The organism is Stenotrophomonas sp. NY11291, from assembly GCF_023277365.1.
Lineage (GTDB): Bacteria > Pseudomonadota > Gammaproteobacteria > Xanthomonadales > Xanthomonadaceae > Stenotrophomonas > Stenotrophomonas geniculata.
The window spans coordinates 158,818-184,924 of sequence record NZ_CP096975.1; the positions used below are offsets into that span (position 1 = coordinate 158,818).

The window sequence follows — 26,107 nt, forward strand, 5'->3', positions numbered from 1 at the left end:
CGCCCGTGGCGGTGCTGGGGTTAGGATCGGGAAGAGAGAGGGAGGCTGCAGTTGCGGCCTGGGGAGAAGGGATGTCAGTTCCAGGAAAGATCCTGGCCAGCGTGCTGCTGGCCTCGGGAGTGGTCACTGCGTGGGCCGCGCCGGTCGTGCCGGCACCACAGGAGTTCTACTTCGACAACGACCCGGCGGCCACGCCGATGGTGGCGGTGCACGGCGAGGGCGATGACCTGGTGGCCCAGCTGGTCAAGCTGCGTGAACGCGGCCGCCGCGCGGTTGAGGCGACGGTACAGCTGGCATCGGTGGCCGGGGCGCAGGGTCGCGGTGAACTGGCCGAGCAGCTGTACGGCGAAGCTCTGAAAGAGGCCCCGGCGCAGAGCAGCAGTGGCCGCAGCGTGCGCTGGAACTACGGCTGGGACCTGCTGCGCCAGGGCAAGCCGGAGGCAGCGCTGGAACAGTGGCTGGCTTCGGCCGGCAATGCGCGCAGCAAGCCCAGCTGGGTACCGCCGACCTATGCGCTGGCGCTGTGGCGCATGGGGCAGAAGCAGGAGGCGGTGCAGTGGTATGCGGCTGCGGTACGCACCGAGCCGACGCAGTGGAGTACCACGGCCAACTATGGGCAGCTGCTGCCGCAGTGGCGGGAGGACGAGCGTGCGTCGCTGGCCGAGGTGCAGCAGGCGTGGGTTGCCGCGCCGCCTGCCTGGCCCTGAGGGAGGGGTTCGGCCGGGTTGCACCCGGCACCCGCAGAGGCAACAGCCAAAGCCAAAGCAACAGCAACAGCGGGCAATCCGTGGGATGGCGGGGCGGTGTGGGTTGGCAGGACGCGCCGTAAACCCGTGCATGGGGGCTCGATGGCGCCATCCATGGCGCCAACGGACCTGCCAACCCACACCGCCCCGCCTCCGACAGTTCCCTGCTGCTGGTAGGTGTCGACCTTGGTCGACACGGTAGATCCACGTCATGCGTGGATGAATCTGCATCGGAATCGACTATTCGATATCTGATCGAAGAGCAGCCGAGCGTGGGCTCGGCTCTACAGAAGGCGGCCAACCAACCGGCTTTTGCTTTTGCTTCTGCTTTTCTTTTTTCTTTTCCGTGGCGGACGCACTCGGAAATTGTCAGAGGCCGGGCGGGGTGGGTTCGCGGGGGTGTCCGCGGCATGGATGCCGCGGCCAAGCCCCCATGGACGGGTTGACGGCGTCCCCCGCGAATCCATCCCGCCCGGCCAAGCGCGGCTTTTGATGTTCACGGTCAACCAGCCGCCACGAGGGGCTGCGCCGTTCGCTGGAAACTCAATCGTCCGCGGAAACCGTGCGCCCCGACGCCCACGCCCGTAGTGCCTCCACCTGCTCGGCCATCAGCACCGACAGTGGCCGCGTGGCGCGGATCTCGGTCATCAGCAGCTCGGTGTCCAGCGGCCGGCCCTCGGCATGCGCCGCATACAGGCCGGCGACGATCGCCTGCTCGATCTCGGCGCCGGAGAACCCATTGGCGGCCGCCGCCAGCGCGGGTAGTGCGAAGTCGTCGGCGTTGAGCTGGCGCCGGCCCAGGTGCAGCCGCAGCAGTTCCACGCGCACGTCAGGCGAGGGCAGGTCGACGAAGAAGATCTCGTCGAAGCGGCCCTTGCGCAGCAGCTCGGCAGGCAGCTCGTGCACCTGGTTGGCAGTGGCGACGATGAACACCGGCGCCTTGCGCTCGGCCATCCAGGTCAGCAGGTAACCGAGCACGCGGCGTGACACGCCGCCGTCCTCGCCACCGCTGGCCAGGCCCTTCTCGATCTCGTCCATCCACAGCACGCAGGGCGCCAGCTGCTCGGCCGAGGCCAGCGCCTGGCGCAGGTTCGCCTCGGTCTCGCCGTGGTACTTGTTGTACAGCGCGCCCACGTCCAGGCGCAGCAGTGGTACGCCGAAGCCGGCGGCGGTGGCCTTGGCCAGCATCGACTTGCCGCAGCCCTGTACGCCCAGCAGCAGCATGCCGCGCGGCGGGTCCAGCCCGGCCGGGGCCGAACCGGCAATGAAGGCCACGCGGCGCTGGTTGATCCAGCGCTTGAGCCGGTTGGCGCCGGCCACGTCGCCGAAACGCGCGCTGTCGTGCTCGAAGAACAGGTGGCCGCTACGGTTGAGCAGCTCGAACTTCAGCCGTGCCAGCTGTGGCAGGTCGTCGTCGCGCAGCGCGCCATCGGCGTAGATCAGCTGGCGGGCGATGCGCCGGGCATCGACCAGGCTCAGGCCCTGCAGGTTCTTCAGGATCTTCTTCACCGCCTCGCTGTCGACTTCAACCCGGCGGCCGCCATGCTCACGCGCATAGGCGTCGGCCTCTTCGCGCAGCATCTTCAACAGGGCGTTGGCATCGGGCAGGCGCGGGTTGAAGCGCACCGCCAGTGCTTCCAGCTCGGCCGGCAGCTCCACCTTGGCACCAATCAGCACCAGCACATGCGGCTCGCTGTGGCGGCGCTGGATCAGGTCGCGCAGGGCGCGCTGGTGACTGGCATAGCCCAGGTAGGGATGGAAATCGAGCAGCAGGTAGACCCCGCGCTGCTCCGCCTGGCGGATCATCTGCAGGGCCGCGCTGGCGTCGGGCGGCCCGACCGGCGGGTCTTCGCTGTCCAGGTCGATCCGGCGCAGGCCCTCGGTGATCGACCAGCGGTGCAGCGCCCGCCATACGTGCATCAGCGTCTGCCGGAACAGCTCGACGATGCGACCCTCGTCCTGGGTCTCGATGACGATCAGTGGGGTGTTGGCGCGGATCAACGCGCTCAGATCCTGCAGTTCGCTCATGCCGGTTCGATCCTTCGGGGGCGCCACGATAGCAAAGGCGATGGCCGCTGGTTCAGCACGACGCTACCTCCCGTCACCATCGCCGGTGTACGCTCGGGGCACGTACCCGGAAGCGAGGCTGGCATGAAGACGATCCTGGTGGCCGGTTCCAAGGGCGGGGTGGGCAAGACCACCGTCGCCACCCACCTGGCCGCGTACGCGGCATTGCAGGGCAAGGCCACGGTGATTGCCGATGCCGACCCGCAGGGCTCCAGCACCCGCTGGGCACAACGCCGTGCCGGGCTGGAAAGCGCGGTGCTGCCGATCGATGTGTATCGGAAGAAGCAGTGGGCGCAGAAGCTGCCCGATGGCACCGACACCGTCATCATCGACGCGCCGGCCGGTGCCCTGGCTGACGATATTCCCCATTTCCTCGACGCTGCCGACGCGGTGGTGGTACCGGTGCTGCCCTCGGCGCTGGACATCGAAGCGATCGTCGGCTTCCTCAACAGCCTGGCCCAGAACCCGCGCGTGCACAGCCGCAAGCTGCCGGTGGGGCTGGTGCTCAACCGTACCAAGCCATGGACCCAGACCTCGCAGCAGGCGCTGCAGATGCTGGGTGAATGGCCGTACCCGGTGGTCGCGCAGCTGCGCGACAGCCAGAGCTACGTGGTCATGACCGGCCTTGGCCGCAGCCTGTTCGACTACCGCTCGGCCCAGGTGCGCGAGCACCAGGCCGACTGGGAGCCGCTGCTGTCCTGGCTCAAGCTTTGATGCCTGCATCACTCTTTCTGCTGCATCCTCTTCTCCATGGAAACCCGCGATGCGTGAATTGATCCTGCTGCGCCATGCCCATGCCGAACCGGCGACCCCCGGCCAGGCCGACCTCGACCGGCCGTTGTCGCCGGTGGGGCTCGCCGAAGCCGAAGCCGCCGGCAAGTGGCTGAAGGAGAAAAACCTGCTGCCGGACTGCGTGCTGTGCTCACCGGCGCGGCGCACCCGGGAAACCCTGGAAGCCGTGCTCGGCACCATCGGCTACGTCGAGAAGCGCCTGGAAGACCGTATCTACGAGGCCACCCCCGGCACCCTCGCGGCGCTGGTGGACGACCGCCGTGACCTCGACCGGGTGCTGATCGTCGGCCATAACCCCGGCCTGGAGCGCCTGGTGGCGTTGATGACGGAAGGCACCAGCAGCGACTACCGCGGCATGCCGCCGGCTGGCATTGCCGTGCTCGGGTTCCCGCGCGAGGCCTCGATCGAGCCGGGCGTGGCCAGCCTGAACGCGTTCTGGTGGCCGTGATCCAATGAGCCTGGCGCGGCGCAGCCGCTTTCTGCTGCCCGTGCTGCTGGTTTCCGGCGCGGCCTGGGCTGCCGCGCCACCGCCAACGCCCCTGCCGCCGGTGGTCGCCGAGGCGCACCGGGTCCTGCGCCTGGATACTCAACGCTCGCAGATCGGTTTCGAGGTGCGCACCCGCTTCGGGCAGCGCATCGAAGGCCTGTTCCCGCACTTCGAAGGTCGCATCGAGGTCCTCTCCGATGGCCGCCACCAGGTGCACCTGAAGATGTTCACGCGCTCGGTCGAAATCCCCGGCAAGGCGCGCTACACCGGCTGGATGCGCGGCGAGGAGTTCTTCGACGCGGGCCGCCACCCGGTGGTCGAGTTCGACTCGCTGCCGTACTGGCCGGAGACCGTGGAAGACGGGGGCGACATCAACGGGCGGCTGACCCTGCGCGGGATCAGCCACCCCGAGACACTGAAGGTCGAGAAGGCGGAGTGCGCCCGACCCGGCTATGATTGCGACGTCGTCAGCCGCGGTACCGTGCAGCGAGGCCGGTATGGAATGGACAGCTGGCAGCTTGCCTTGAGTGACCGAGTGACCTTCGTATTGCGAGCGCGCCTGAGCGAGGCGCCGAAACCGTGAACCTCCTGCTGCGTGTACTGGCGCTGGCAACCGTGTTGCTGGGCAGCGGTTGTGCATCGCTGTCCACTGCCGAGCGCGACCGTGCCGAAGCGATCGCCGTGCAGGCGCGATCGACCCAGGTCGACTGCCAGCGCGCCGACCGCTGCGCGCAGGACTCGCCGCTGCGTGCGCTGGCCGGCCGGGCGTTCACCGAATCCACCCCGGAGCAGCCGCGCCACTACGCCACCCTGCTGGACGAGGGGGAGGGCGCCCTGGTGGCGCGCCTGAACCTGCTGCGCAGTGCCACCCGCAGCATCGACCTGCAGACCTACATCTTCGACAAGGACGACAGCGCGCGGCTGGTCATCGACGAACTGCTGGCCGCGTCGCGGCGCGGGGTGAAGGTGCGGGTGCTGATCGACCAGCTCTCGGCGATTTCCGACCTGCAGATCCTCGGCGCGTTGTCCGGTGCCCACCAGAACTTCCAGCTGCGGGTCTACAACCCGACCTTCGGCAAGGCCCGGCTGAACTACTTCGACTACGCCGGCAGCGTGCTGTGCTGCTTCCGCCGGTTCAACCAGCGCATGCACAACAAGCTGCTGGTGATCGACGATGCGATCGGCGTGGTCGGCGGCCGCAACTACCAGGACGACTATTACGACTGGGACCGCGAGTACAACTTCCGCGACCGTGACGTCATGATCGCCGGCCCGGAAGCGCGCGCGATGGCGGCCAACTTCGATGCGTTCTGGCGCGCCCACCGCAGCGTGCCGGCCGAGCGCCTGAATGACGTGGGCCGCACCCTGCTGCGCGAGGGCGTGCCGGTGCTGCCACCGGCCACCTTCCGCCGCCCCGAGCGGGTGCAGCGGGTCAGCGCCGAAGCCAATGACATGGACTTCGTCACCCGTTCCTTCGTGGATACCGCGCTGCCGGTGGCTTCGGTGCGCTACGTCGCCGACCTGCCGCGCAAGCACCGCCGCGAGAAAGCCGATGCCCCGCTGGCCGGCCAGCACGTGACCGAGCCACAGCTGGATGCACTCATTGCCGGTGCGCAGAAGGAAGTGATCCTGCAGACCCCGTACCTGGTGCTGTCCAAGCCGGCGCAGAAGCTGTTCCGTGAGCTGCGCAAGCGCCCGCAGCCGCCGCGCGTGGTGGTGTCGAGCAACAGCCTGGCGGCCACCGACAACCCGATCGTGTATGCGCTGTCGTACAAGTACAAGCGGCGCAACATGCGCGAACTGGGCTTCAACATCTTCGAATACAAGCCGTTCCCGCTGGATGCACCGGTCGACTACCGCAACCTGCTGCCTGATCCGATCGCCGCGCCCGCGGGCGACGACGACGGCGGGCGCAATCCGCTGATTGGCGGCAGCGCCGCTGGCAGCAATGCCGGCGGTGGCAGCGATGGGGATCTGGCCGCGACCCGCAGGCAGGTACCGGTGAACCATCCGCGTACCGGCAGCGCCTACCAGAACGCCCGCGAACGCCGTCGTGCCGCTGGCAGCGAAGTGGAAACGCGCCTGCTGCGTACCGAGACGCGTCCGTCGTTCCTGGGCAGCAAGGCGGTCAACAAGCCGTTGCCGGTCACCCGCAAGGGTGCCCGCATGGGCCTGCACGCCAAGTCGCTGGTGGTCGACCGCCGCATCGGCGTGGTCGGCACCCACAACTTCGATCCGCGCAGCGAGAACTACAACACCGAAGGCGCGGTGATCATCGACGATCCGGTCTTCGCCGAGCAGCTGGCCGAGAGCATCCTGCGCGATACCCATCCGCAGAACTCGTGGACGGTGGCGCCGCGGGCCAAGCCGCCGGTGCTGTCGGGCCTGAACTACAGCGTCGGCAAGGCCTCCGAAGCGCTGCCGATTCTCGACTTCTGGCCGTGGCGCTATGCCACCGACTACGAGTTCAAGCCCGGCCCGGACTGCCCGCAGCCGCTGCCACGGCAGGACCCGGATTTCCATCGCTGCTACGTTGCCGTCGGCGACTTCCCCGAAGTCAACGTCGGCCCGAAGTGGCTGCTGGTGCGCATGCTGACCGCATTCGGTGCCGGCCTCGTTCCCATTCTCTGAAGGTGCCCGCATGACCCAGGTGTTCCGCGAAGCTGTTTCCATCGAGCAGCTCAATGCGCTCAGCCGCAATACGGCGATCGAGTCGCTGGGCATCGTCTTCAGCGCCGCGGGCGAAGACTGGCTGCAGGCCACCATGCCGGTGGACGAGCGCACCCGGCAGCCCTACGGCATCCTGCACGGCGGTGCCTCGGTGGTGCTGGCCGAGACCCTGGGCAGCAGCGCCGGCAACCTGTGCGTGGATACCGCAAAGCAGATCTGCGTGGGCCTGGAAATCAACGCCAACCATGTGCGTGCGGTGCGCTCGGGGACTGTCACCGGCACCGCGCGCGCGCTGCACGTGGGCCGCAGTACCCAGTTGTGGGAAATCCGCATCGAGGACGAGCAGGGCCGGCTGGTGTGCATCTCGCGGCTGACCCTGGCGGTGGTGGCCGCCGGCCACGGTTGAGCCCCCGTCGGGCGTGTTGACGGCGGCAGAACCCAGCGTTCCCCGCCGATTGCCCCGGTCAATGGCGGTTATGGCCTAAATCGGCTGGCAGCTGCCGCGGCGCTCCGGTATCGTGCGCGGATGACTTCCCCCACTCCGGCCCCCCGTGGCGGCGTGGCGCGTGTGTGCCGTTACCTGTACCGCGTACCGCTGCTGTTGGTCCACATCACCGTGTTCCTGCCGCTGATCCTGATCGGCATGCTTCCGCCGTGGGGCGAGCTGCGCGTGGGCGAGGATACCTTCGGCGCGAAGGTGGTGAACTGGTGGCAGGGCGGGCTGATGTGGATCTTCGGCTTCCGCCTGTCACGGGTGGGCCAGCCCTTGCCCGGTGCCGTTCTGTTCGTCGCCAACCACGTCAGCTGGGTCGACATCTCCATCCTGCACAGCCAGCGCATGATGGGCTTCGTTGCCAAGCGCGAGATCGCCAGCTGGCCGTTGGTGGGTTGGCTCGCCGCGCGCGGCCAGACCATCTTCCATCAGCGTGGCAACACCGAATCGCTCGGTGGGGTGATGCAGGTGATGGCCGATCGCCTGCGTGCCGGCAAGGCGGTCGGTGTGTTCCCGGAAGGGCGCACCCGCGGTGGCCACGAAGTGGGGCCGTTCCATGCCCGCATCTTCCAGGCCGCGGTTGAAACCGGCGTGCCGGTGCAGCCGGTGGCGCTGGTGTATGGGATGAAGGGCGACGCACAGACCATCGTCGCGTTCGGCCCGGGCGAGAGTTTCGCCGCCAATTTCCTGCGCCTGCTGGGTGAGCCGGCGCGGCATACCGAAGTGCATTTCCTGGAGCCGATCGGTACCCAGGACCTGGAAGGCCGTCGACGCATCGCGGAAACCTCGCGCGCGCGCATCGTGGCGGCCATGAGCACGCAGTGAGGGTGCGGTGGCCCTGATACCGCCACCTGTCCTGGACGCCGGTACGCCGACGCTGCATGCGGCTGACTATCAGCCGCCGCGCTGGCTGCGCAATCCGCACCTGCAGTCGATGCTCAGTTCCAGCCGCATGCGCCTGCAGCGCGGCCTGCTGCTGCTGGCGGCCACCGGTGCAGTCAGCGAAGAGCTGATCCTCGATGGCGGTGATGGCGTGCGCCTGCAGGGCTGGCACAGTCATGTCGAAGGCCGCGAGCCGAAGGGTGTCGCGCTGCTGCTGCATGGCTGGGAAGGCAGTGCCGAATCCAGTTACATGCGCATGGCCGCCGCGCGCATGATCGAGCAGGGCTTCGACGTGGTGCGGCTGAACTTCCGCGACCACGGCAACACCCATCATCTCAATCCCGGCATCTTCCACTCCAATCTCATCGATGAAGTGGTGCACGCCGCAGGCGACATCGCCCAGCGCTGGCCGCAGCTGCCGCTGGTGGCCGCCGGCTATTCGCTGGGTGGCAACTTCGTGCTGCGCCTGGCTCTGCGTGCACCGGCCGCCGGCGTGCCGCTGCTGCGCGTGGCCTCGGTGTGCCCGGTGCTGGATCCGGCGTTGACCATGGAGAACATCGAGAACGGCCCGGCGATGTACGACTGGTACTTCCGCCGCAAGTGGGCCGGCTCGCTGCGCCGCAAGCGCGATCTGTTCCCCGAGCTGAGCGACTGCGACGACCGCGTGCTGAAACTGGACATCCGTGCACTGACCGCCTGGCTGGTCGAACGGCACACCACCTTCGGCTCGCTGCAGGCCTATTTCGATGGCTACTCGATTGCCGGTGACCGCCTGTCCACCCTGCAGGTGCCGGCCGACATCCTGATGGCGCAGGACGACCCGGTGATCCCGTACGCGACCTTCAGCGATTGGCAGCTGCCGCGCCAGGCGCACCTGGAAACCGCCTGCTGGGGAGGCCACTGCGGCTTCCTGGAAAACTGGCGGGGTGACGGCTTCTCCGAGCGCTGGGTGGCGCAGCGCCTGCAGCGGGTGCTGGCGGGCTGAACCGGCACCGGTGCGCGGACCGCTACAATGCGGGTTTGCACTTGAACCGGACCGCCATGCAAGACCAGATCATCCAAGCGTTGCGCCAGAACCAGGCCGACCAGGCCGTGCAGCTGGCCCAGGCATGGACCCGTGATGAACCCGGCCAGGCCGGCGCCCACCGCTGGCTGGCGCTTGCGCTGCAGCAGCAGGGCAAGGCCGAAGATGCCATGGAAGCCCTGCAGCAGGCGTTGCAGCTGGCACCGGACGACGCCCAGCTGCACCTGCAGCATGCTGGCCTGCTGCTGGCCCTGCGCCAGTACGAAGGCGCCGACGAAGCGCTGGCGCGCACTACCGGGCTCGACCCGAACTCCTTCTCCGCCTACCTGATGCAGGCGCACCTGGCGATCGGCCGCAACGACTTCGATGAAGCCCAGCGCCTGTCCACGCTGGCCTCGCGCGTTGAGCCGGATCACCCGGAACTGCTGACCATCGACGGCATGATCGCGCTGCGCCGTGACGATCCGGATCGTGCGCTGACGCTGCTGTCGGCGGCCAACCAGGCGCAGCCCAACGACACCCGCGTGCTGTACGCGCTGGGCTTCGCCTACCTGGGCAAGGACATGCTGGCCTTCGCCGAGCAGGCGTTCCGCCGCGTGCTGGAACTGAACCCGGCCATCAGCTCGCTGCATGGCCTGGTGGTGCAGCTGGCGCTGCGCCAGGGCAACCTGGAGGCGGCTGCCGAAGCGATGCAGATCGCCCTGCAGCAGGAAGGCATGGATACGCCGTCGATGCGCCGCCTGGCCGGTGAACTGTCGCTGCGCGGTGGCCAGCCGCTGCGGGCGCTGGACCACCTGCTGCCGTTGCTGGAATCGATCCCCGACGACCGCCAGGTGCTGCAGCTGCTGCTGATGTCCTGGCAGCGCCTGGGCCGCGAAGACGAGGCGCGTGCGCGCCTGGACGCCGCCCTGGAGCAGCACCCGCAGCTGCACGACCTGTGGCTGGCGCGCCTGGCCGTGGAAGAAGTGGGCAGCCCGACCGCCGCCGCGACCGTGGAACGCTGGATGGACGCGATGCCAGGTCATCTGCCGGCCCTGGAAGCGCGCCTGCGCCTGCATGACATGGTGGGCGAACACGAACAGGCTGAAGCCATCGCCGAGCGTATCGTCAGTCTCGAACCGGGCCGCGTCAGCGGCGAAACCCGCCTGGTCGAAGGCCTGTTGCAGCGTGATCCGGTCGCCGCGATCGCCCGCGTGCAGGCGCTGATCGACAGGGCGCCGGACGGCCATCGCGCCGACCTGCGTACCTGGCTGGGTGAAATCCAGGATCGCGCTGGCCAGCCGGAACAGGCGTTGCAGACGTGGATGGCGCTGCAGGCCGACCAGGCGCCGCAGCGCCTGCCGCTGCCGCCGCAGGCCAAGGCGCCGCCGAGCTGGCCGGACAAGGGCGAGATCGACGCTGATGCCAGCTCCGCGCCGATCTTCCTGTGGGGCGCGCCGGGTTCGGGCGTGGAGCGGGTTGCGACCGGCCTGGCCGCCGCCAGCCCGGTGCTGCGCAGCGACCGTTACACCAGCAATCCGCCGGATGATGCATTCCAGAACTACCACACGCTGCAGGACCTCGCCTCCGGCGTGCTGACCCCGGAGCGCCTGGTGCAGCGCTGGCGCGAGCAGCTGCCCGTGCGCGGCGTGCAGGGTGATGCCGTCATCGACTGGCTGCTGTGGTGGGACAACGCACTGCTGTGGGCGCTGCGCCCGCAGCTGCCACAGGGGCGCTTGGTGCTGGTGCTGCGTGATCCGCGCGACATGCTGCTGGACTGGGTGGCCTACGGCGCCGCCGCACCGCTGGCGATGACCTCGCTGGCTGAAGCCAGCGAATGGCTGGCACGCGCGCTGGCGCAGGTTGCCACCCTGCACGAGGAAGATCTGTACCCGCACGTGCTGCTGCGCATCGACCAGATCGGCAACGATCCGCATGCGATGGCCGAGCTGCTGGGACGCCTGTTCGAGCGGCAGATGCCGCCGGCCGCACAGCTGGGCGCACCGCGCTTCCCGCCGGGCCACTGGCGCAACTATCGCGACGTGATGAGCGCCGCCTTTGCCAAGCTCACCCCGATTGCGGTGCGCCTGGGTTACCCGGAAGAGTAAGGAGAAGCCGATGCAACTGAGCAGCCACAGCCTGACCAACGGCGCGCCGATCGACCGCGAGTTCGCCGCTGGCGATGCCGCAGGCTTCGCGCCGGACCGCAACCCTCACCTGGCCTGGAACGGCGCGCCGGAAGGCACGCGTTCGTTCCTGCTGGTGTGCGTGGACCCGGATGTGCCGACCGTTCCGGAAATGGTCGGCCGCAGCGACATGACCGTGCCGCGCGACCAGCCGCGCTGCGACTTCGTGCATTGGGTGATGGCCGACATTCCGGCCTCGGTGCAGGAGATCGCCGCCGGCAGCTGCAGCGATGGCTTCGTGGTGAAGGGCAAGACCGCACCGGCGGGCCCGGCCGGCAGCCGCCAGGGCCTGAACGACTTCACCGGCTGGTTTGCCGGCAATCCGGACATGGCCGGTGACTATCTGGGCTACGACGGCCCGTATCCGCCGTTCAACGACGAACGCGTGCACCGCTACTTCTTCCGCGTGTTTGCGCTGGACGTGGCCTCGTTGGAGCTTCCGGCACGCTTCACCGCCGCAGACGCGTATCGCGCCATGCACGGCCACGTGCTGGCCGAAGCGGCGCTGCACGGCACCTACACATTGAATCCTGCGCTGGGTTGAGCGCGTCTGCAGGGCCGGGCCAAACCCGACTTTGCTTTCTGTAGCCATGCTCGCCTGCTTTTCGCCCAGTCGAGCATGGCTGGCCTCTATAAAGCCCCGATCGAGCCGGCTCGACCTTACCGGCTGCACTTCTCATCTGTTTTTCAGTGGCACCGGCGCGAACACCAGCGTGTCGCCACGTGCGGTATGCAGGGTCAACGGCCCCGCGCGACCCATGATCAGTGTGGAGGTCCCCAGAATCCTGCGCTTGGCTTCGGTTTCCTGTTCGCCTTTGGCACCGAAGCATCCCTTCAGGTTCTGTTCCATGCTGCCCAACGTGAGCTGGCTGTCTTTCAACGTGTATGGGCCGCCCATGCCGTTGCACAGGTTCAGCACGTTGGCACTGGTGCCGCGGAACAACAGACCGACGGGCGGATCACTGGCGATGAACAGTGCATCCAGGCGCTTGCCTTTGCTGTCGACTGCGTGGGTGAGATGCCACTCGTATGCCTGTAGGCGTTGCAGATCGCTGGCATCACTGGCTGCCGCGAGGCCGGCAGGCGTTGTGGCCAGCAGGAGCGCGAAAATGCGGGAAAGAATCATGCCTGTCTCCTTGGCGGTTGGGTATGTAGAGTCGAGCCATGCTGGACTGCCTTCTGCCCAGCCGAGCATGGCTCGACTTCAAGGTGTCCCATGGAAGAAGGGCGACCTCGCGGCCGCCCTTCTGTTTTCTTACTTCTTCTCGATGGCCGACTCGACCACCATGTCCAGCACGTACGCCTGCGACGGCGCATCAGCCGGCGGGTTCTTCACTTCGTAGCGCTTCACGCGCACCACGTTGCGCACGCCGTCTTCGTGGGTGTAGCCCTCGATGTTGCCGTAGAAGTTCTCGAACTTGCCCGGCTCACCCTGCTTCAGGCCCTTGTCGTCGAACTTGACCTCACGCACCTGCAGGCACTGGTAGTCCGGGATCAGCGGGTGCGAGCACTTCTCGGTCTTGGCGGCCACTTCCAGGAACACGGTTTCGCCGGCGCCGCCATAGCGGGTTTCAGCGGTCGGTTCCGGGTTGAACACCAGCACGTCGCCCTTGGCGGTGGTCAGGGTCAGCTTGCCATCGGCATCCTGCTCGGCCTTCAGCTCGCCCTGCAGGCGGCTCGACACGGCCTCGTCCAGCGCCATCAGCGCCTTGTCGGTGCAGGCCATCATGGTCGAGGCCATCGCACTGACCGTCAGCTTGCCGTCGGCCAGTGTGTAGCCGCCACCCATGTGGTTGCAGGCGTTGCTGACCGACAGGCGGCCCTCAGCGAAGTCCAGGGTGACCGGCTTGTCTTCGCGGGCGAACAGCGCGTCGATGCGCTTGCCGTCGGCGCCGGTGGCCTGCTGCAGCCGCCAGTGCTGGCTCTGCAGGCGCTGCGCGTCCAGGTGCGCCAGCGTCTGCTGGTCTGCTGCCTTGGCCGCGGCCGGGGCCACGTCGTCGCCGCCGGTGCCGGCCGGGGCCGGGGTCTGGCTGCAGGCGGCCATCAGGGCCAGCGGGAGGAGCAGGGTGAGCTTGCGGTTCATGGTGATTCTCCTTGGGGAACCGTGGGGGAAACGGGGCGGGGCCGGCATCGGGGTTACCGTGCCCCGGCGCTGTTCAGCTGCCGGACGGCAACCACAGCAGCAGTGCCGCGCCCAGCGCGATGCGGTAAATGGCGAAGGCGGTGAACCTGTGCGACTTGATGTAGCCCATCAGCCACTTCACTACGACGAAGCCGGTGACGGCCGCGGCAAGGAAGGCCACGCCCACGTCGGCCCAGTTCTCGCTGCCCAGCTGCCCGGCCTTGGCCATCTCCAGGAAGGTGTAGGCGCTGGCGGCGAACATGGTGGGAATGCCGACCAGGAACACGAACTCGGCGGCGGCGGCGCGGCGGCTCAGGCCCAGCAGCATGGCCAGGAAGATCGCCGAGGCCGAGCGCGAGGTGCCGGGGAACACGCCGGCCACCACCTGCGCCAGGCCCACACCGATCGCCACTGTCCAGGTCACCTGGTCGCGGTCGGGCAGGCGCGCGGTATAGGCCTCCACCAGCAGCATCCAGACGCCACCGATGATCAGTGCCCAGGCCACCGGGCTGACCGTCTCCGGCAGCGACCAGCCGGCCTTGCGCACCACCAGGCCGACCACGGCGGTGACCAGGAAGGCCGCGCCCAGCTTGAACACGTACTCGCGGTTCTCGCGCTGGTTCAAGCCGGTGGCCAGCTGCAGCAGGCGCTGGCGGAACACCAGCACCACGGCCACGATCGCGCCGGCCTGGATGACGATGTTGAAGAAGTCCGAGCGGGCACCCAGCCAGTGCTGGGCGATGAGCAGGTGGCCGGTGCTGGAGATCGGCAGGAATTCGGTCAAGCCTTCGAGGATGCCCAGCAGCAGGGCGGAGAGCAGGTCGGACATGGACAGTGCGGGCACGCGCGGCAGGTAGGAAGAAGGTCGAGAGGATAGACGATCCCTGCTGCACCAAACGGGTGCGTCTGGTGCTGGGTGCACCCAATTGGTGCGCACCGATTTGCACCGGTCCAGGGCACCCTTTTTGAAATCAATGACTTGCAGCCTGCGAAAAGTTGGCACGGTCGTTGCTGTACCTCAGCAGGCATTCATCCCCATCCGAGGTCGTACCGATGTCCGTGGAAAACGTTGAGAAGCTGATCAAGGACAACCAGATCGAGTTCGTCGATCTGCGCTTTGTCGACATGCGTGGTGTCGAGCAGCACGTGACCTTCCCGGTCAGCATCATCGAGCCGTCGCTGTTCGAAGAAGGCAAGATGTTCGACGGCAGCTCGATCGCCGGCTGGAAGGGCATCAACGAGTCGGACATGGTGCTGCTGCCGGATACTGCCAGCGCCTACGTCGACCCGTTCTACGCCGATCCGACCATCGTGATCAGCTGCGACATCCTGGACCCGGCCACCATGCAGCCGTATGGTCGTTGCCCGCGCGGCATCGCCAAGCGCGCCGAGGCTTACCTGAAGTCCTCCGGCATCGCCGAAACCGCGTTCTTCGGCCCGGAGCCGGAATTCTTCATCTTCGACTCGGTCCGTTTCGCCAATGAAATGGGCAATACCTTCTTCAAGGTCGATTCCGAAGAAGCCGCCTGGAACAGCGGTGCCAAGTACGACGGCGCCAACAGCGGCTACCGTCCGGGCGTGAAGGGTGGCTACTTCCCCGTGCCGCCGACCGACACCCTGCACGACCTGCGCGCCGAGATGTGCAAGACCCTGGAACAGGTCGGCATCGAAGTGGAAGTGCAGCACCACGAAGTGGCCACCGCAGGCCAGTGCGAGATCGGCACCAAGTTCAGCACCCTGGTGCAGAAGGCCGACGAACTGCTGCGCATGAAGTACGTCATCAAGAACGTCGCGCACCGCAATGGCAAGACCGTCACCTTCATGCCCAAGCCGATCGTCGGCGACAACGGCAGCGGCATGCACGTGCACCAGTCGCTGTCCAAGGGCGGCACCAACCTGTTCTCCGGTGACGGCTACGGTGGCCTGAGCCAGCTGGCGCTGTGGTACATCGGCGGCATCTTCAAGCACGCCAAGGCCATCAATGCCTTCGCCAACTCGGGCACCAACAGCTACAAGCGCCTGGTGCCGGGCTTCGAAGCGCCGGTGATGCTGGCCTACTCGGCCCGCAACCGTTCGGCCTCGTGCCGCATTCCGTGGGTCTCCAACCCGAAGGCGCGCCGCATCGAAATGCGCTTCCCGGATCCGATCCAGTCCGGCTACCTGACCTTCACCGCGCTGATGATGGCCGGCCTGGACGGCATCAAGAACCAGATCGACCCGGGCGCACCGAGCGACAAGGACCTGTACGACCTGCCGCCGGAAGAAGAGAAGCTGATCCCGCAGGTCTGCTCCTCGCTGGACCAAGCGCTGGAAGCGCTGGACAAGGACCGCGAGTTCCTGAAGGCCGGTGGCGTGATGAGCGATGACTTCATCGACGGCTACATCGCGCTGAAAATGCAGGAAGTGACCAAGTTCCGCGCGGCCACCCACCCGCTGGAATACCAGCTGTACTACGCCAGCTGACCGGATGCGATGGCGGTGGGCTTCCCCTCCCACCCGCCGCCATCGCTTCCGTTCTCGCGGCTGGGGAGCCGCAAGGCGGGCGCAGGCCCGCCGTTGTAGAGCGGACTGTCAGTCCGCTGCATTGGAACGCGGGCCTTTGGCCCGCTTATCCAGGGGCAAGAGAAAGACCGGATACGCGACCAGGGCCGCCCTCCCTCCCGCGTCGGTCGTGCAAGGAGAGAGGCACGACCGTCCCGGCCCTGTATGTGTCCGGTGCAACAGCCACGGCCATCATCTGATGGCCGCGGGTTGCCTGATGCCAACGCGCGTCTGCGCGCTGGCCCCATCCACCATCGGGACATGCGCATGAAACTGATCTCCGCCATCATCCGGCCGTTCAAGCTCGACGAGGTCCGCGAGGCCCTGTCCGACGCAGGCGTGTCGGGCATCACCGTGACCGAAGTGAAAGGCTTCGGTCGCCAGAAGGGCCACACCGAGCTGTATCGCGGCGCCGAGTACGTCGTCGATTTCCTGCCCAAGATCAAGATCGAAACCGTGGTCACCGACGAGCGTGCCGACGCGGTGATCGAAGCGATCCAGTCGTCGGCAGGCACCGGCAAGATCGGTGACGGCAAGATCTTCGTCACCGCCGTCGAACAGGTCATCCGCATCCGCACCGGCGAAATCGGTGCCGACGCGCTGTAACCCCCCTTCCGGAGACTCCCCCATGAAGATGCGCCTTCTCACCGGGTGGCAAGCCCGGTTCCATGTCGTGTGGCTGTTGATGCTGCTCAGCGCGTTCGCCGCCGGTGCGTGGCCGGGCAGCGCCCATGCCCAGGCACAGGTGTCGCCGCTGCCGAGCGAAACCGTAGCGGTTGAACCGTTGCAGGCCCCGGTGGCCGCAGCACCTGCCGCTGCCGAAGCAACGGCCCCGGCATTCGACCACGGTGACGTGGCCTGGATGCTCACTTCCACCCTGCTGGTGCTGCTGATGGTGGTGCCGGGCCTTGCCCTGTTCTACGGCGGCCTGGTGCGTTCGAAGAACGTGCTGTCGGTACTCAGCCAGATCCTGGTGGTGTTCTCGCTGGTGCTGCTGCTGTGGGTGGCGTACGGCTACAGCGCGGTATTCAGCGCCGGCAACCCATTCTTCGGCTCGTTCACCGAATTCGCCTTCCTCAAGGGCTTCACTCCGGAGTCGGTCGGCAACACGCCGATCAAGGGCCTGCCGGATTACCTGTTCGTCGCCTTCCAGTCGACCTTCGCGGGCATCACCACTGCGCTGATCGTCGGTGCCTTCGCCGAACGCATCAAGTTCCGTGCGGTGCTGCTGTTCTCGGCGCTGTGGTTCACTCTCAGCTACATCCCGATGGCGCACATCGTCTGGGGGGGCGGCTACCTGGGTGAGATGGGCGCGATCGATTTCGCCGGTGGCACCGTGGTCCACATCAACGCAGGCGTTGCCGGCCTAGTGGCCGCATGGTTCGTCGGCAAGCGCCTGGGCTATGGCCAGACCGCGCTGAAGCCGCACAACGTGCCGTTCACCTATATCGGCGCGATGCTGCTGTGGGTGGGTTGGTTCGGCTTCAACGCCGGCTCCGCCGCTGCGGCCGATACCGTAGCTTCACTGGCCTTCCTCAACACCGTGCTGGCCACGGCTGCGGCTGTACTCGGCTGGACGCTGGTGGAAGCGATCAGCAAGGGCAAGCCGTCGGCACTGGGCGCCGCCTCGGGCGCGGTGGCCGGCCTGGTCGGCATCACCCCGGCCTGCGGCACCGTCGGCCCGCTCGGCGCGATCGTCATCGGCTTCGTCGCCGGCGTGGTCTGCGTGTGGGGCGTGACCGGCCTCAAGCGCCTGCTGAAGGTGGACGACACCGCCGACGTGTTCGGTGTGCATGGCGTCGGCGGCATCGTCGGCGCGATCCTTACCGGCGTGTTCAGTGCGCAGTCGCTGGGTGGCACCAAGGCCGATCTGGATATCGGCCACCAGGTGTGGGTGCAGGTGGTCAGTGTCGGTCTCACCGTGGTGTGGTCGGCCGTGGTGACCGCGGTCATCCTGCTGGTGGTCAAGGTCGTGGTCGGCCTGCGCGTGACCGAAGAGGCAGAGCGCACCGGCCTGGATGTGACCTCGCACGGCGAATCGGCCTACGAGGCCTGATGCATGACGGGCGGCCCTGCGGGGCCGCCTTTGCGTTTGGTGGCTGCCAGGCAAGCCTGGCACTGCTCCTGCTCTGGTGGGTGCCAGGCTTGCTTGGCACAGGGTCTGGGACTGCTCTGGTGGGTGCCGACCGTTGGTCGGCACGGCGGCATGCATCATCGCGGCTGATCGCGCACAATCAGGCCATGCACCCGATCCGCACGTCCCTGATGCTCTCGGCCTGCCTGCTGCTGGCCGCCTGCGCCTCCACGCCGCAGGAAACCCGCAACCCGCTCGCCACCTGGGTGCCATCGCCCAACCAGAACGCGCGCACGCCGGTCATCATCGTCATCCACCACACCGAGCAGAAATCGGTGCAGCAGAGCCTGCACACGCTGCGCACGGCCAACAGTGGTGGACCGGTCAGCGCGCACTACCTGATCGGCGCCGATGGCCATCGCTACCAGCTGGTGGCCGATGTGCGCCGCGCCTGGCATGCGGGGGCCGGCCGCTGGGGCACCATCACCGATCTCAATTCGGCCTCGATCGGCATCGAACTCGACAACGATGGCCGCAGCCCGTTCAGTGCGGCGCAGATCGAATCGCTGATCGTGCTGCTGCGTGACCTCACCACGCGCCTGAACATCCCGCCGCGCCAGGTCATCGCCCACGCCGACCTGGCACCGACGCGCAAGCAGGATCCGAGCCGCTTCTTCCCGTGGCAGCAGCTGGCCGAAGCCGGCTTCGGGGTGTGGCCGCGCGCCGCCGATGGTGCTGCGCCGGAGGGCTTCGACGCGTGGAATGCGCTGGCCCGCTTCGGCTATCCGCTGGACAACCGCGAGGCCACCGTCGCCGCCTTCCACCGCCGTTTCCGTGGCCGCGACGACTTGCCGAAGACGCTGGATGCCGAGGACGCCCGCATCCTGCATTCGCTGCTGCTGCAGATGCCGTGACCCCGCGCATGAACGCTTGACCCCGCGCTGGGTTGCCGCCCAGCGGCCGGCACTCCACCATGGCGGCATGATCGATTCCGCCACCTTCTTCAAGCGCAAGCACTGCATCCTGCTGGCAGCGGCCGTGCTCGCCGGCTGCTCCACTACCGCCCCCCGCACCGGATCCGAAGTGCCGACGGCCGTCACACCGCCGGCGGCCACCTACGCCAAGGTCGCATGGAGCGCACTGCCGCCGGTCTCCGACAGCGATCTGCAGGCCGGCTTCGTTGCCTGGCGCAGCAGCTGCACCCGCCTGAAGAACGATGCTGTCTGGGCCAGACCCTGCGCCACCGCCGCGACGGTGGCGGACAAGCACCCGGCCGCGATCCGCCAGTTCCTGCAGCGCGATTTGGATGTCTATGCACTGCGTGCCGGCGGCCACCAGGCCGACGGGCTCATTACCGGCTACTACGAACCGATCTATCCCGGCAGCCTCACCCGCACGGCCACTGCCACGGTGCCGGTGTACGGCACGCCGGATGATCTGGTGGTGGTGCAGCTGGAGAGCCTCTACCCGGAACTGAAGGGCAAGCGTTTGCGCGGGCGCGTCGAAGGCAAGGTGCTCAAGCCCTATGACGACGCCGGTACCATCGCGGCCAAGGGCGCCAAGGCGCCGGTGCTGGCCTGGCTGACTGATCCGATGGACCTGCAGCTGCTGCAGATCCAGGGATCCGGCCGGGTGCGACTGGGCGATGGCACGCAGGTGCGGCTGGCCTATGCAGAACAGAATGGCCACCCGTACCGCGCCATCGGTCGCTGGCTGGTGGACCAGGGCCAGCTGAAGAAGGAAGACGTCACCATGGACGCCATCCGCACCTGGGCCCGAGCCAATCCCGCACGCGTGCCGGAACTGCTGCGCAGCAATCCCAGCTACGTGTTTTTCGTGCGCAACCCGGACAGCCCGGAAGGTCCACGCGGTTCACTGAACGTGCCGCTCACCGCCGGTTACAGCGTGGCAGTGGACCGCACCGTGGTGCCGCTGGGCAGCCTGCTGTGGCTGTCCACCACGCGCCCGGACGGCAGCCCGGTGGTGCGCCCGGTGGCCGCGCAGGACACCGGCGGTGCCATCGCCGGTGAAGTGCGCGCCGACCTGTACTGGGGCAGCGGCGATGCCGCCGGCAAGCTGGCCGGTGACATGAAGCAGAAGGGCAACATCTGGATGCTGTGGCCGAAGGGCGTGGCGTTGCCGGCGCCGGCCCAATGAAGCGCTCACCTGCGTGCTGCAAGGTCGGGCGATAATGGCGCCATTCCGAACTTTCCGGCCGCGTCTGCGGCCAGGACCTCCGCAATGACCTACGCAAAGCACAACGCAAGATCCGGCGCGAAATCCGCTGCAAAGAAGTACTACAAGCACTGGGCCGAATCGGGCCTGGGCAAGGGCAACGTGCTGATGGAAGCACGCGGCGAGAAGATCGTGCGCCAGGTGGAAATCTACGGCACCAAGATGGTCTGGGCCGACGAGCATGCCCACAGCGACGACCGCTTCCTGCTGGCCGACCAGCCGGTGTCGTTCCTGGATTTCGACGAGGACGACGAAATCTCCGCGCGCGAATTCGAAAGCGCCTGGAAGAAGGCCAGGGAAGCCACCGGCTACCCGGCGTAAACACCGCTCCACCCCCGCCTTTGCAGCGTCGAGCCATGCTCGACTGCTGTTTGCCAGGAGCCGTCGAGCACGGCTCGACTCTACATGGCAGGCGCATGAAATGTTATAGAATTACATTTCATCCGCACCCTTCCACCCCCATGAAGACCTCCACGCTGGTGGCCGCGCTCGCGGCCGCCCCGTTCGCCCCTGAAGCATTCGCCCAGTCCGCCGACGCCGCGCTCACCCTCGGCAAGGTCGATGTGCACCAGCACAGCGAGGGGCAACTGAGCGCGCACCAGGTGCTGACCTCGGTGGATGTGCTGGGCGCGGACCAGATCGAAGACCGCAACGTCTCGCACAGCTGGGAACTGCTGGGGCAGATGCCCGGCATCCAGCTCACCGAAACCCGGCAGGGGGCCGAATCGGGCAAGGTCAGCTTCCGCGCCTTCAACGGCGAGGGCTACCTCAACGCCATCAAGACCCTCATCGACGGCATCCCCAGCAACGTCAACAGCGGCAACCAGCGCTTCATCGACATGCTGTTCCCGCTGGAGATCAGCTACATCGAAGTGGTGCGCGGAACCAACGATCCGCGCTACGGCCTGCACAACATCGGCGGCAACGTGAACTTCGGTACGCGCCAGGGCGGCAACTACACCGATGCGCGGCTGGCCTACGGCAGCTACAACACCCGCGATGCGCAGCTGGCGATCGGCCGCGAAAGCAATGGCTTCGCGCAGAACTACTTCGTCGGCACCCAGGCCAGCGATGGGTACCGCGACCACGACACCTCGAAGAAGTATTCGCTGGGTGGCAAATGGTTCTACGGGTCGCTGGACAACGGCCTGCGCGTGGGCCTGAGCGCGCGCGCCTACCACCACGAAGCGGACGAACCCGGCTTCATGACGGCCGACGAACTGCGCACGCATCGTCGTGGCAGCGACCTGCGCAACGGCGACGATGGCGATGACCGCGACATGCGGCAGATCGCCGCGCACGTGGACTTGAAGCTGTCCGACGCGCTCACCTTCGGCACGCGGCTGTACTACAACCGCTACGAAGACGACCGCCGCGTGACCTTCAGCGACCTGCCCACCGGCAACCTGCCGCGCCAGCGCCGCGTGTGGGATGAGCGCCAGACCGGCCTGCTCAGCACGCTCACCTGGCAGGCCAGCCCCGCGCTTACCGTCGAAGGCGGCCTGAACTACGAGCAGCAGGACAACGGCTACGTCCGCGAGCGCTACGCCTACGCCGAACCCACCGATTTCAGCCAGGCACCGGCGCGCGTGCAGAACAACGACCGCCACAGCTTCGACAACTGGGGTGCCTACGTGCAGGCCATCTACCAGCCCGGCGAGGCGTGGAAGATCGTGCCGGCCTACCGTATCGACCGCTTCAGTGGTAGCACGCACCTGATGAGCGGGATCAGCGCCCGCCTGCAGGACTACGGCACGATCGGCCAGCCCAAGCTGAGCGTCATCCACAGCCTGGGCCAGACCACCCACGTCTACGCGAACTGGGGCCGCACCTTCCAGGTACTGACCGGCTCCACCGCACCGGCCTACCTCACCCCGGGGCAGGCGCCGATGCAGCCGTCCACCAACACCGGCACGGAGCTGGGCCTGAAATTCCAGCCGTTTGCCGGCAGCCAGGCACGCCTGGCGGTGTGGCAGCAGGATGCGGAGAACGAGGTATCCAACATGCCGGCTACCGGTACGACGGTCACCTTGGGCAAGACCCGCCGACGCGGCGTGGATGCGCAGCTGAGCCTGCAGATGGGCGACGACTGGACGGTCTGGGCCTCGCACGCCTACCAGGAAGCGAAGATCACCCGCGACGACCGCGATGCCAGCGTTTCCCTGCAGGGCCGCGAAGTGGCCGCCACCCCGCGCCACATCAGCAATCTGGGCGTGGACTACCGCGCCACTGATGCGCTGCGGCTGGGCCTGCAGGCGCGTGCACAGGGCGATTACTACCTGGAAGAGCGCAACGCGGCCGGCAAGTTCGGAGGCTTCGCCGTGCTCGACCTCAGCGCCGCGTACCAGATCAACCCGCGCTGGAGCGTGGACCTGCAGCTGAAGAACGTCACCGGCCGCGAGTACGCCTACGCCTGGTACGACAGCTTCTTCTGGAACAGCGCCCGCCCGATGTTCTCGCCTGCCCCGGGCCGCAGCGTGTTCGTCGGCCTGAACATGAAGCTGTAATCGGCCACGCACCCGGTAGTGGTCGAGCCTGCTCGACCTGCGGCAGGGGTCAGAGCCCTTTCCGCGAGGAAAGGGCTCTGACCCCGAACCCACGTTTTGCACTACATTGGTGCAATGTCCGACCCCGCACCCCCGCCGTCCCTTGATGCCCTCGGCACGCCGCTGGCCTGGGCCGGGGCCGATGGCTGCATTGCCGGCTGCAATCCGGCGTTCGCCCGCTGGCTGGGCGTCAGCGTCCGGCGCCTGTTGGGTCGGCCGCTGGCCGCACTGGAAGTGCAGGGCGAGGCACTGGCCCATTTCCTGGCCCGCGATGAACGCGACAGCCTGCGCCTGAACCGGCTGGCGCTGGCGGTGCCCGGCGAGGCCCCGCGCTTCGCCGAGGGCTGGATGAGCCGCCGCGACGATGGCGGCTGGCTGCTGGAGGCGCATCCGGTCGATGAATTCCCCGGGCTGGACCCGACCCAGGCCCTGCCCAGCGCGCTCAGTGCAGCGCTGAAGGGGCTGGCCCACGAGCTGCGCAACCCGCTGGCCGGGCTGAAGGGCGCGGCCCAGCTGCTGGCCCGCCGCGCGGCCCAGCGCGATGCCAGCGAACGCGAGCTGATCGAACTGATCGGCTCGGAGATCGAGCGCCTCAACGGCCTGCTCGACCAGCTGCTGTCGCCGGCCCCGGCCGCGCCGCATGCCGAACTGAACATCCATGCCGCGCTTGAGCGCGTGCTGCGACTGGCCGAGAACGAGGCCGGCTGGGCGGTACGCCTGCAGCGCGACTACGACCCCAGCATTCCCGAATTCCATGGCGACGCCGACCGCCTCACCCAGGCGGTGTGGAACCTGGTGCGCAACGCGATCCAGGCCGGTGCCGGCAACATCACCCTGCGTACCCGCGTGGAGCATGGCGTGCGCATCGCCGAGCAGCTGCACACGCTGGCGTTGCGCCTGGAAATTGCCGACGACGGCCGTGGTGTACCCGAGGAACTGGCCGAGCACCTGTTCCTGCCGCTGGTCAGTGGCCGCGCCGAAGGCACTGGCCTGGGCCTGGCGCTGGCCCAGCAGGTGGCGCGCGAGCACCGCGGCACGCTGACCTACCGCTCGCGCCCGGGCCATACCGTGTTCACCCTGCTGCTGCCGATCGTCAGTGGCACCGCCCCGGCCGAGGAGGCCCCGCGCGATGTCTGAGTCTTCTTCGTCCCCGCAGCGCATCTGGGTGGTCGATGACGATCGTGCCGTGCGCTTCGTGCTGTGCACCGCGCTGCGCGAGGCGGGCTACCAGGTCGTCGATTTCGACAGCGCTGCGCCCGCGTTGCAGGCGTTGAACGAGGGCCCACCGCCGGCGCTGCTGTTCACCGACGTGCGCATGCCCGGCGACGACGGTCTGGTGCTGCTGGACAAGCTGAAAGCCGCATTGCCGCAGCTGCCGGTGGTGGTGATGTCGGCCTATACCGATGTGGCCAGCACGGCCGGTGCGTTCCGTGGTGGCGCGCATGAATTCCTGTCCAAACCGTTCGACCTGGACGACGCGGTGGCGCTGGCACAGCGTGTGCTGCCGGCAATTGCGCCGGCACTGGCGGCGCCCACACCTGCGGCGGAAGCGCATAGCGACCAACCGCCGCAACTGGTGGGCGATACCCCGCCGATGCGCGCGCTGTTCCGTGCCATCGGCCGACTGGCGCAGGCGCCGCTGGCGGTGCTGATCACCGGCGAGACCGGCACCGGCAAGGAGCTGGTGGCCAATGCGCTGCATCGCGAATCGCCGCGCGCGCAGGGGCCGTTCGTCGCGCTCAATACCGCTGCAATCCCGTCCGAGCTGCTGGAAAGCGAGTTGTTCGGCCACGAGGCTGGTGCCTTCACCGGCGCGCAGCGCCGCCATATCGGCCGCTTCGAACAGGCCGACGGCGGCACGCTGTTCCTGGATGAGATCGGCGACATGCCGCTGCCGCTGCAGACGCGCCTGCTGCGCGTGCTGGCGCAGGGCGAGTTCTTCCGCGTGGGTGGCCGCGAGCTGATCCGCGTCGATGTGCGCGTGGTCGCCGCCACCCACCAGGATCTGGAAGGCCTGGTTGCACAGGGAAAGTTCCGCGCCGACCTGCTGCACCGCCTGGACGTGGTGCGCCTGCAGCTGCCGCCGCTGCGTGAGCGCCGCGAGGACATCGCGCAACTGGCCAGCACCTTCCTGGCCGCCGCCGCGCGCAAGCTGGATACGCCGCCGAAGCGCCTGACCGCTGCCGCACTGCAGGCGCTGCGCGAACACGACTGGCCGGGCAACGTGCGCGAACTGGAAAACGTGTGCTGGCGGATGGCGGCGTTGGCCGCCGCCGACACCATCGGCGCGGCCGACGTCGATACCGCGCTGAACCGCACGCGCGGCCGTCGCGGCAGCACCAGCGGTGCCGATCCCGGCCAGTGGGAAGCGCTGCTGGCCGAATGGGCACGCCGTCAGCTGGCCGAAGGCGTGGAAGGGTTGCACGCGCAGGTGCGTGAGCGGGTCGACCATGCCCTGCTGGAGGCCGCGCTCCAGATCACCCATGGCCGTCGTGCCGAAGCCGCTGCCCGCCTGGGCCTGGGCCGCAATACCCTTACCCGCAAGCTGGGCGCTGGCCGCCGCCGCGGGGGCCATTGAACGGTCCCTGCACGCGATCCTCGCGCCCGCTTGCCGAACCGTTGATCGTTCATGGACGATGCCGTCCGTAGTGTCACCTGCAAGGAGTCTTCGATGCGTCTGTCCTTTGCCATCCTGCCGTTGTCCGCCGCCGTGCTGCTGTCTGCCTGTGGCAGCGCGCCGAAGAAGGCCGAGCCCACCCCGCCACCACCGACCGTGGTCAGCGCCGCGAAACAGGCCGAGGCCAATCTCTCGCCGGCCTCGGCCAGTATCGTCAGTGGTCGCATCGCGCTGATGGTGGAGCCCGGTGGCCTCCACATCACCGGCCTGATCGGTGGCCTGCAGCCGATGCAGCAGGCCGGCTTCCACATCCATGAGCGTGGCGACTGCAGCGCGGTGGATGCCAGCAGTGCCGGCAATCACTTCAATCCCGGTGGCGCTGCGCATGGCCGCGCCGGCACCGGCAAGCACCACCTGGGCGACATGGACAATCTGCGTGCCGACGCCCAGGGCCGCGCCAACGTCGATATCCACCTCAAGGGCGTTACCCTTGGCGGAGGCGCCGCCACCGATATCGCCGGACGTGCACTGGTCGTGCATGCCAACGCCGACGACTATCGCAGCCAGCCCGCCGGCAATGCCGGCGTCCGCATCGCCTGTGGCGTGATCCGGGTTGTCCGCTGATCACTGCAGGCATCATCCAGGG

24 protein-coding genes are annotated in these 26,107 nt (G+C 67.8%); 20 read left to right on the forward strand and 4 right to left on the reverse strand.

Annotation, left to right across the window (positions count from 1 at the left end; translation table 11 throughout):
* The first annotated feature begins 71 nt into the window (after positions 1 to 71).
* Complete coding sequence (locus tag M1L61_RS00670; RefSeq protein WP_191863944.1) at positions 72 to 707, forward strand: tetratricopeptide repeat protein; 636 nt, start codon at positions 72 to 74, stop codon at positions 705 to 707.
* A gap of 582 nt (positions 708 to 1,289) precedes the next feature.
* On the opposite strand, the gene M1L61_RS00675 is transcribed toward M1L61_RS00670, so the two are convergent.
* Positions 1,290 to 2,774 (reverse strand): AAA family ATPase, encoded by a 1,485-nt coding sequence (locus M1L61_RS00675; RefSeq protein ID WP_019337592.1) that lies wholly within the window; start codon positions 2,772 to 2,774, stop codon positions 1,290 to 1,292.
* 123 nt (positions 2,775 to 2,897) lie between these two features.
* On the opposite strand from M1L61_RS00675, the gene M1L61_RS00680 reads away from it, so the two are divergent.
* From M1L61_RS00680 to M1L61_RS00720, 9 genes are all read left to right on the forward strand, one after another.
* Positions 2,898 to 3,527, forward strand: coding sequence for a ParA family protein (locus tag M1L61_RS00680; protein WP_010487235.1), 630 nt, complete (start codon positions 2,898 to 2,900; stop codon positions 3,525 to 3,527).
* Positions 3,528 to 3,576: 49 nt separating this feature from the next.
* Positions 3,577 to 4,053 carry a histidine phosphatase family protein gene (locus M1L61_RS00685; RefSeq protein WP_019337594.1) on the forward strand — a complete coding sequence of 159 codons (477 nt, stop codon included), beginning with the start codon at positions 3,577 to 3,579 and terminating at the stop codon, positions 4,051 to 4,053.
* A 4-nt stretch (positions 4,054 to 4,057) separates the two neighbouring features.
* The gene (locus M1L61_RS00690; RefSeq protein WP_043400783.1) at positions 4,058 to 4,675 is read left to right on the forward strand and encodes a YceI family protein; all 618 of its coding nucleotides are present in this window, start codon (positions 4,058 to 4,060) and stop codon (positions 4,673 to 4,675) included.
* Entirely contained in the window at positions 4,672 to 6,723 is a 2,052-nt protein-coding gene (locus M1L61_RS00695; protein ID WP_010487229.1) for a phospholipase D family protein, read from the forward strand. Before M1L61_RS00690 ends, M1L61_RS00695 begins: the two co-directional genes overlap by 4 nt.
* 10 nt (positions 6,724 to 6,733) lie before the next feature.
* Positions 6,734 to 7,168 carry a hotdog fold thioesterase gene (locus M1L61_RS00700; protein ID WP_010487227.1) on the forward strand — a complete coding sequence of 145 codons (435 nt, stop codon included), beginning with the start codon at positions 6,734 to 6,736 and terminating at the stop codon, positions 7,166 to 7,168.
* 120 nt (positions 7,169 to 7,288) lie between these two features.
* Positions 7,289 to 8,080, forward strand: a complete 792-nt coding sequence (locus M1L61_RS00705) for a lysophospholipid acyltransferase family protein (RefSeq protein WP_019337597.1) — start codon at positions 7,289 to 7,291, stop codon at positions 8,078 to 8,080.
* A 52-nt stretch (positions 8,081 to 8,132) separates the two neighbouring features.
* Positions 8,133 to 9,122: an alpha/beta fold hydrolase gene (locus tag M1L61_RS00710; protein ID WP_029380138.1), complete on the forward strand. Its 990-nt coding sequence runs from the start codon at positions 8,133 to 8,135 to the stop codon at positions 9,120 to 9,122.
* 56 nt (positions 9,123 to 9,178) lie between these two features.
* Positions 9,179 to 11,248 carry a tetratricopeptide repeat protein gene (locus tag M1L61_RS00715; RefSeq protein WP_049480443.1) on the forward strand — a complete coding sequence of 690 codons (2,070 nt, stop codon included), beginning with the start codon at positions 9,179 to 9,181 and terminating at the stop codon, positions 11,246 to 11,248.
* 10 nt (positions 11,249 to 11,258) lie between these two features.
* Positions 11,259 to 11,870, forward strand: a complete 612-nt coding sequence (locus M1L61_RS00720; RefSeq protein ID WP_109814513.1) for a YbhB/YbcL family Raf kinase inhibitor-like protein — start codon at positions 11,259 to 11,261, stop codon at positions 11,868 to 11,870.
* Positions 11,871 to 12,002: 132 nt separating this feature from the next.
* Here the strand turns inward: M1L61_RS00720 and M1L61_RS00725 are convergent, their stop codons facing one another.
* From M1L61_RS00725 to M1L61_RS00735, 3 genes are all read right to left on the reverse strand, one after another.
* Positions 12,003 to 12,452: an META domain-containing protein gene (locus tag M1L61_RS00725; RefSeq protein ID WP_248854186.1), complete on the reverse strand. Its 450-nt coding sequence runs from the start codon at positions 12,450 to 12,452 to the stop codon at positions 12,003 to 12,005.
* Between the two features lie 129 nt (positions 12,453 to 12,581).
* Positions 12,582 to 13,409, reverse strand: a complete 828-nt coding sequence (locus tag M1L61_RS00730) for an META and DUF4377 domain-containing protein (protein ID WP_248854187.1) — start codon at positions 13,407 to 13,409, stop codon at positions 12,582 to 12,584.
* A gap of 73 nt (positions 13,410 to 13,482) precedes the next feature.
* A complete protein-coding gene (locus M1L61_RS00735) occupies positions 13,483 to 14,277 on the reverse strand; it encodes an undecaprenyl-diphosphate phosphatase (RefSeq protein WP_010487209.1) in 795 nt (264 codons plus the stop codon).
* 224 nt (positions 14,278 to 14,501) lie between these two features.
* Between M1L61_RS00735 and glnA the strand changes: the two genes are divergently transcribed.
* The 10 genes from glnA to M1L61_RS00785 all read left to right on the forward strand — a co-directional run bounded on the left by glnA (position 14,502) and on the right by M1L61_RS00785 (position 26,085).
* Positions 14,502 to 15,911 (forward strand): type I glutamate--ammonia ligase, encoded by a 1,410-nt coding sequence (gene glnA / locus M1L61_RS00740; RefSeq protein ID WP_010487206.1) that lies wholly within the window; start codon positions 14,502 to 14,504, stop codon positions 15,909 to 15,911.
* A 345-nt stretch (positions 15,912 to 16,256) separates the two neighbouring features.
* Positions 16,257 to 16,595, forward strand: coding sequence for a P-II family nitrogen regulator (locus M1L61_RS00745; protein ID WP_004134334.1), 339 nt, complete (start codon positions 16,257 to 16,259; stop codon positions 16,593 to 16,595).
* A gap of 22 nt (positions 16,596 to 16,617) precedes the next feature.
* Complete coding sequence (amt, locus tag M1L61_RS00750) at positions 16,618 to 18,045, forward strand: ammonium transporter (RefSeq protein WP_019336488.1); 1,428 nt, start codon at positions 16,618 to 16,620, stop codon at positions 18,043 to 18,045.
* Between the two features lie 185 nt (positions 18,046 to 18,230).
* Complete coding sequence (locus tag M1L61_RS00755) at positions 18,231 to 18,977, forward strand: N-acetylmuramoyl-L-alanine amidase (RefSeq protein WP_099559727.1); 747 nt, start codon at positions 18,231 to 18,233, stop codon at positions 18,975 to 18,977.
* Positions 18,978 to 19,044: 67 nt separating this feature from the next.
* The gene (locus M1L61_RS00760; RefSeq protein WP_248854188.1) at positions 19,045 to 20,220 is read left to right on the forward strand and encodes an MltA domain-containing protein; all 1,176 of its coding nucleotides are present in this window, start codon (positions 19,045 to 19,047) and stop codon (positions 20,218 to 20,220) included.
* Positions 20,221 to 20,304: 84 nt separating this feature from the next.
* Complete coding sequence (locus M1L61_RS00765) at positions 20,305 to 20,619, forward strand: hypothetical protein (RefSeq protein WP_248854189.1); 315 nt, start codon at positions 20,305 to 20,307, stop codon at positions 20,617 to 20,619.
* Between the two features lie 140 nt (positions 20,620 to 20,759).
* Entirely contained in the window at positions 20,760 to 22,805 is a 2,046-nt protein-coding gene (locus tag M1L61_RS00770; RefSeq protein ID WP_248854190.1) for a TonB-dependent receptor, read from the forward strand.
* Between the two features lie 114 nt (positions 22,806 to 22,919).
* Entirely contained in the window at positions 22,920 to 23,981 is a 1,062-nt protein-coding gene (locus M1L61_RS00775; protein ID WP_029380135.1) for an ATP-binding protein, read from the forward strand.
* A complete protein-coding gene (gene ntrC / locus M1L61_RS00780) occupies positions 23,974 to 25,422 on the forward strand; it encodes a nitrogen regulation protein NR(I) (RefSeq protein WP_248854191.1) in 1,449 nt (482 codons plus the stop codon). The genes M1L61_RS00775 and ntrC overlap by 8 nt, the downstream gene beginning before the upstream one ends.
* 93 nt (positions 25,423 to 25,515) lie before the next feature.
* Complete coding sequence (locus M1L61_RS00785; RefSeq protein WP_010487189.1) at positions 25,516 to 26,085, forward strand: superoxide dismutase family protein; 570 nt, start codon at positions 25,516 to 25,518, stop codon at positions 26,083 to 26,085.
* Positions 26,086 to 26,107: the final 22 nt, after the last annotated feature.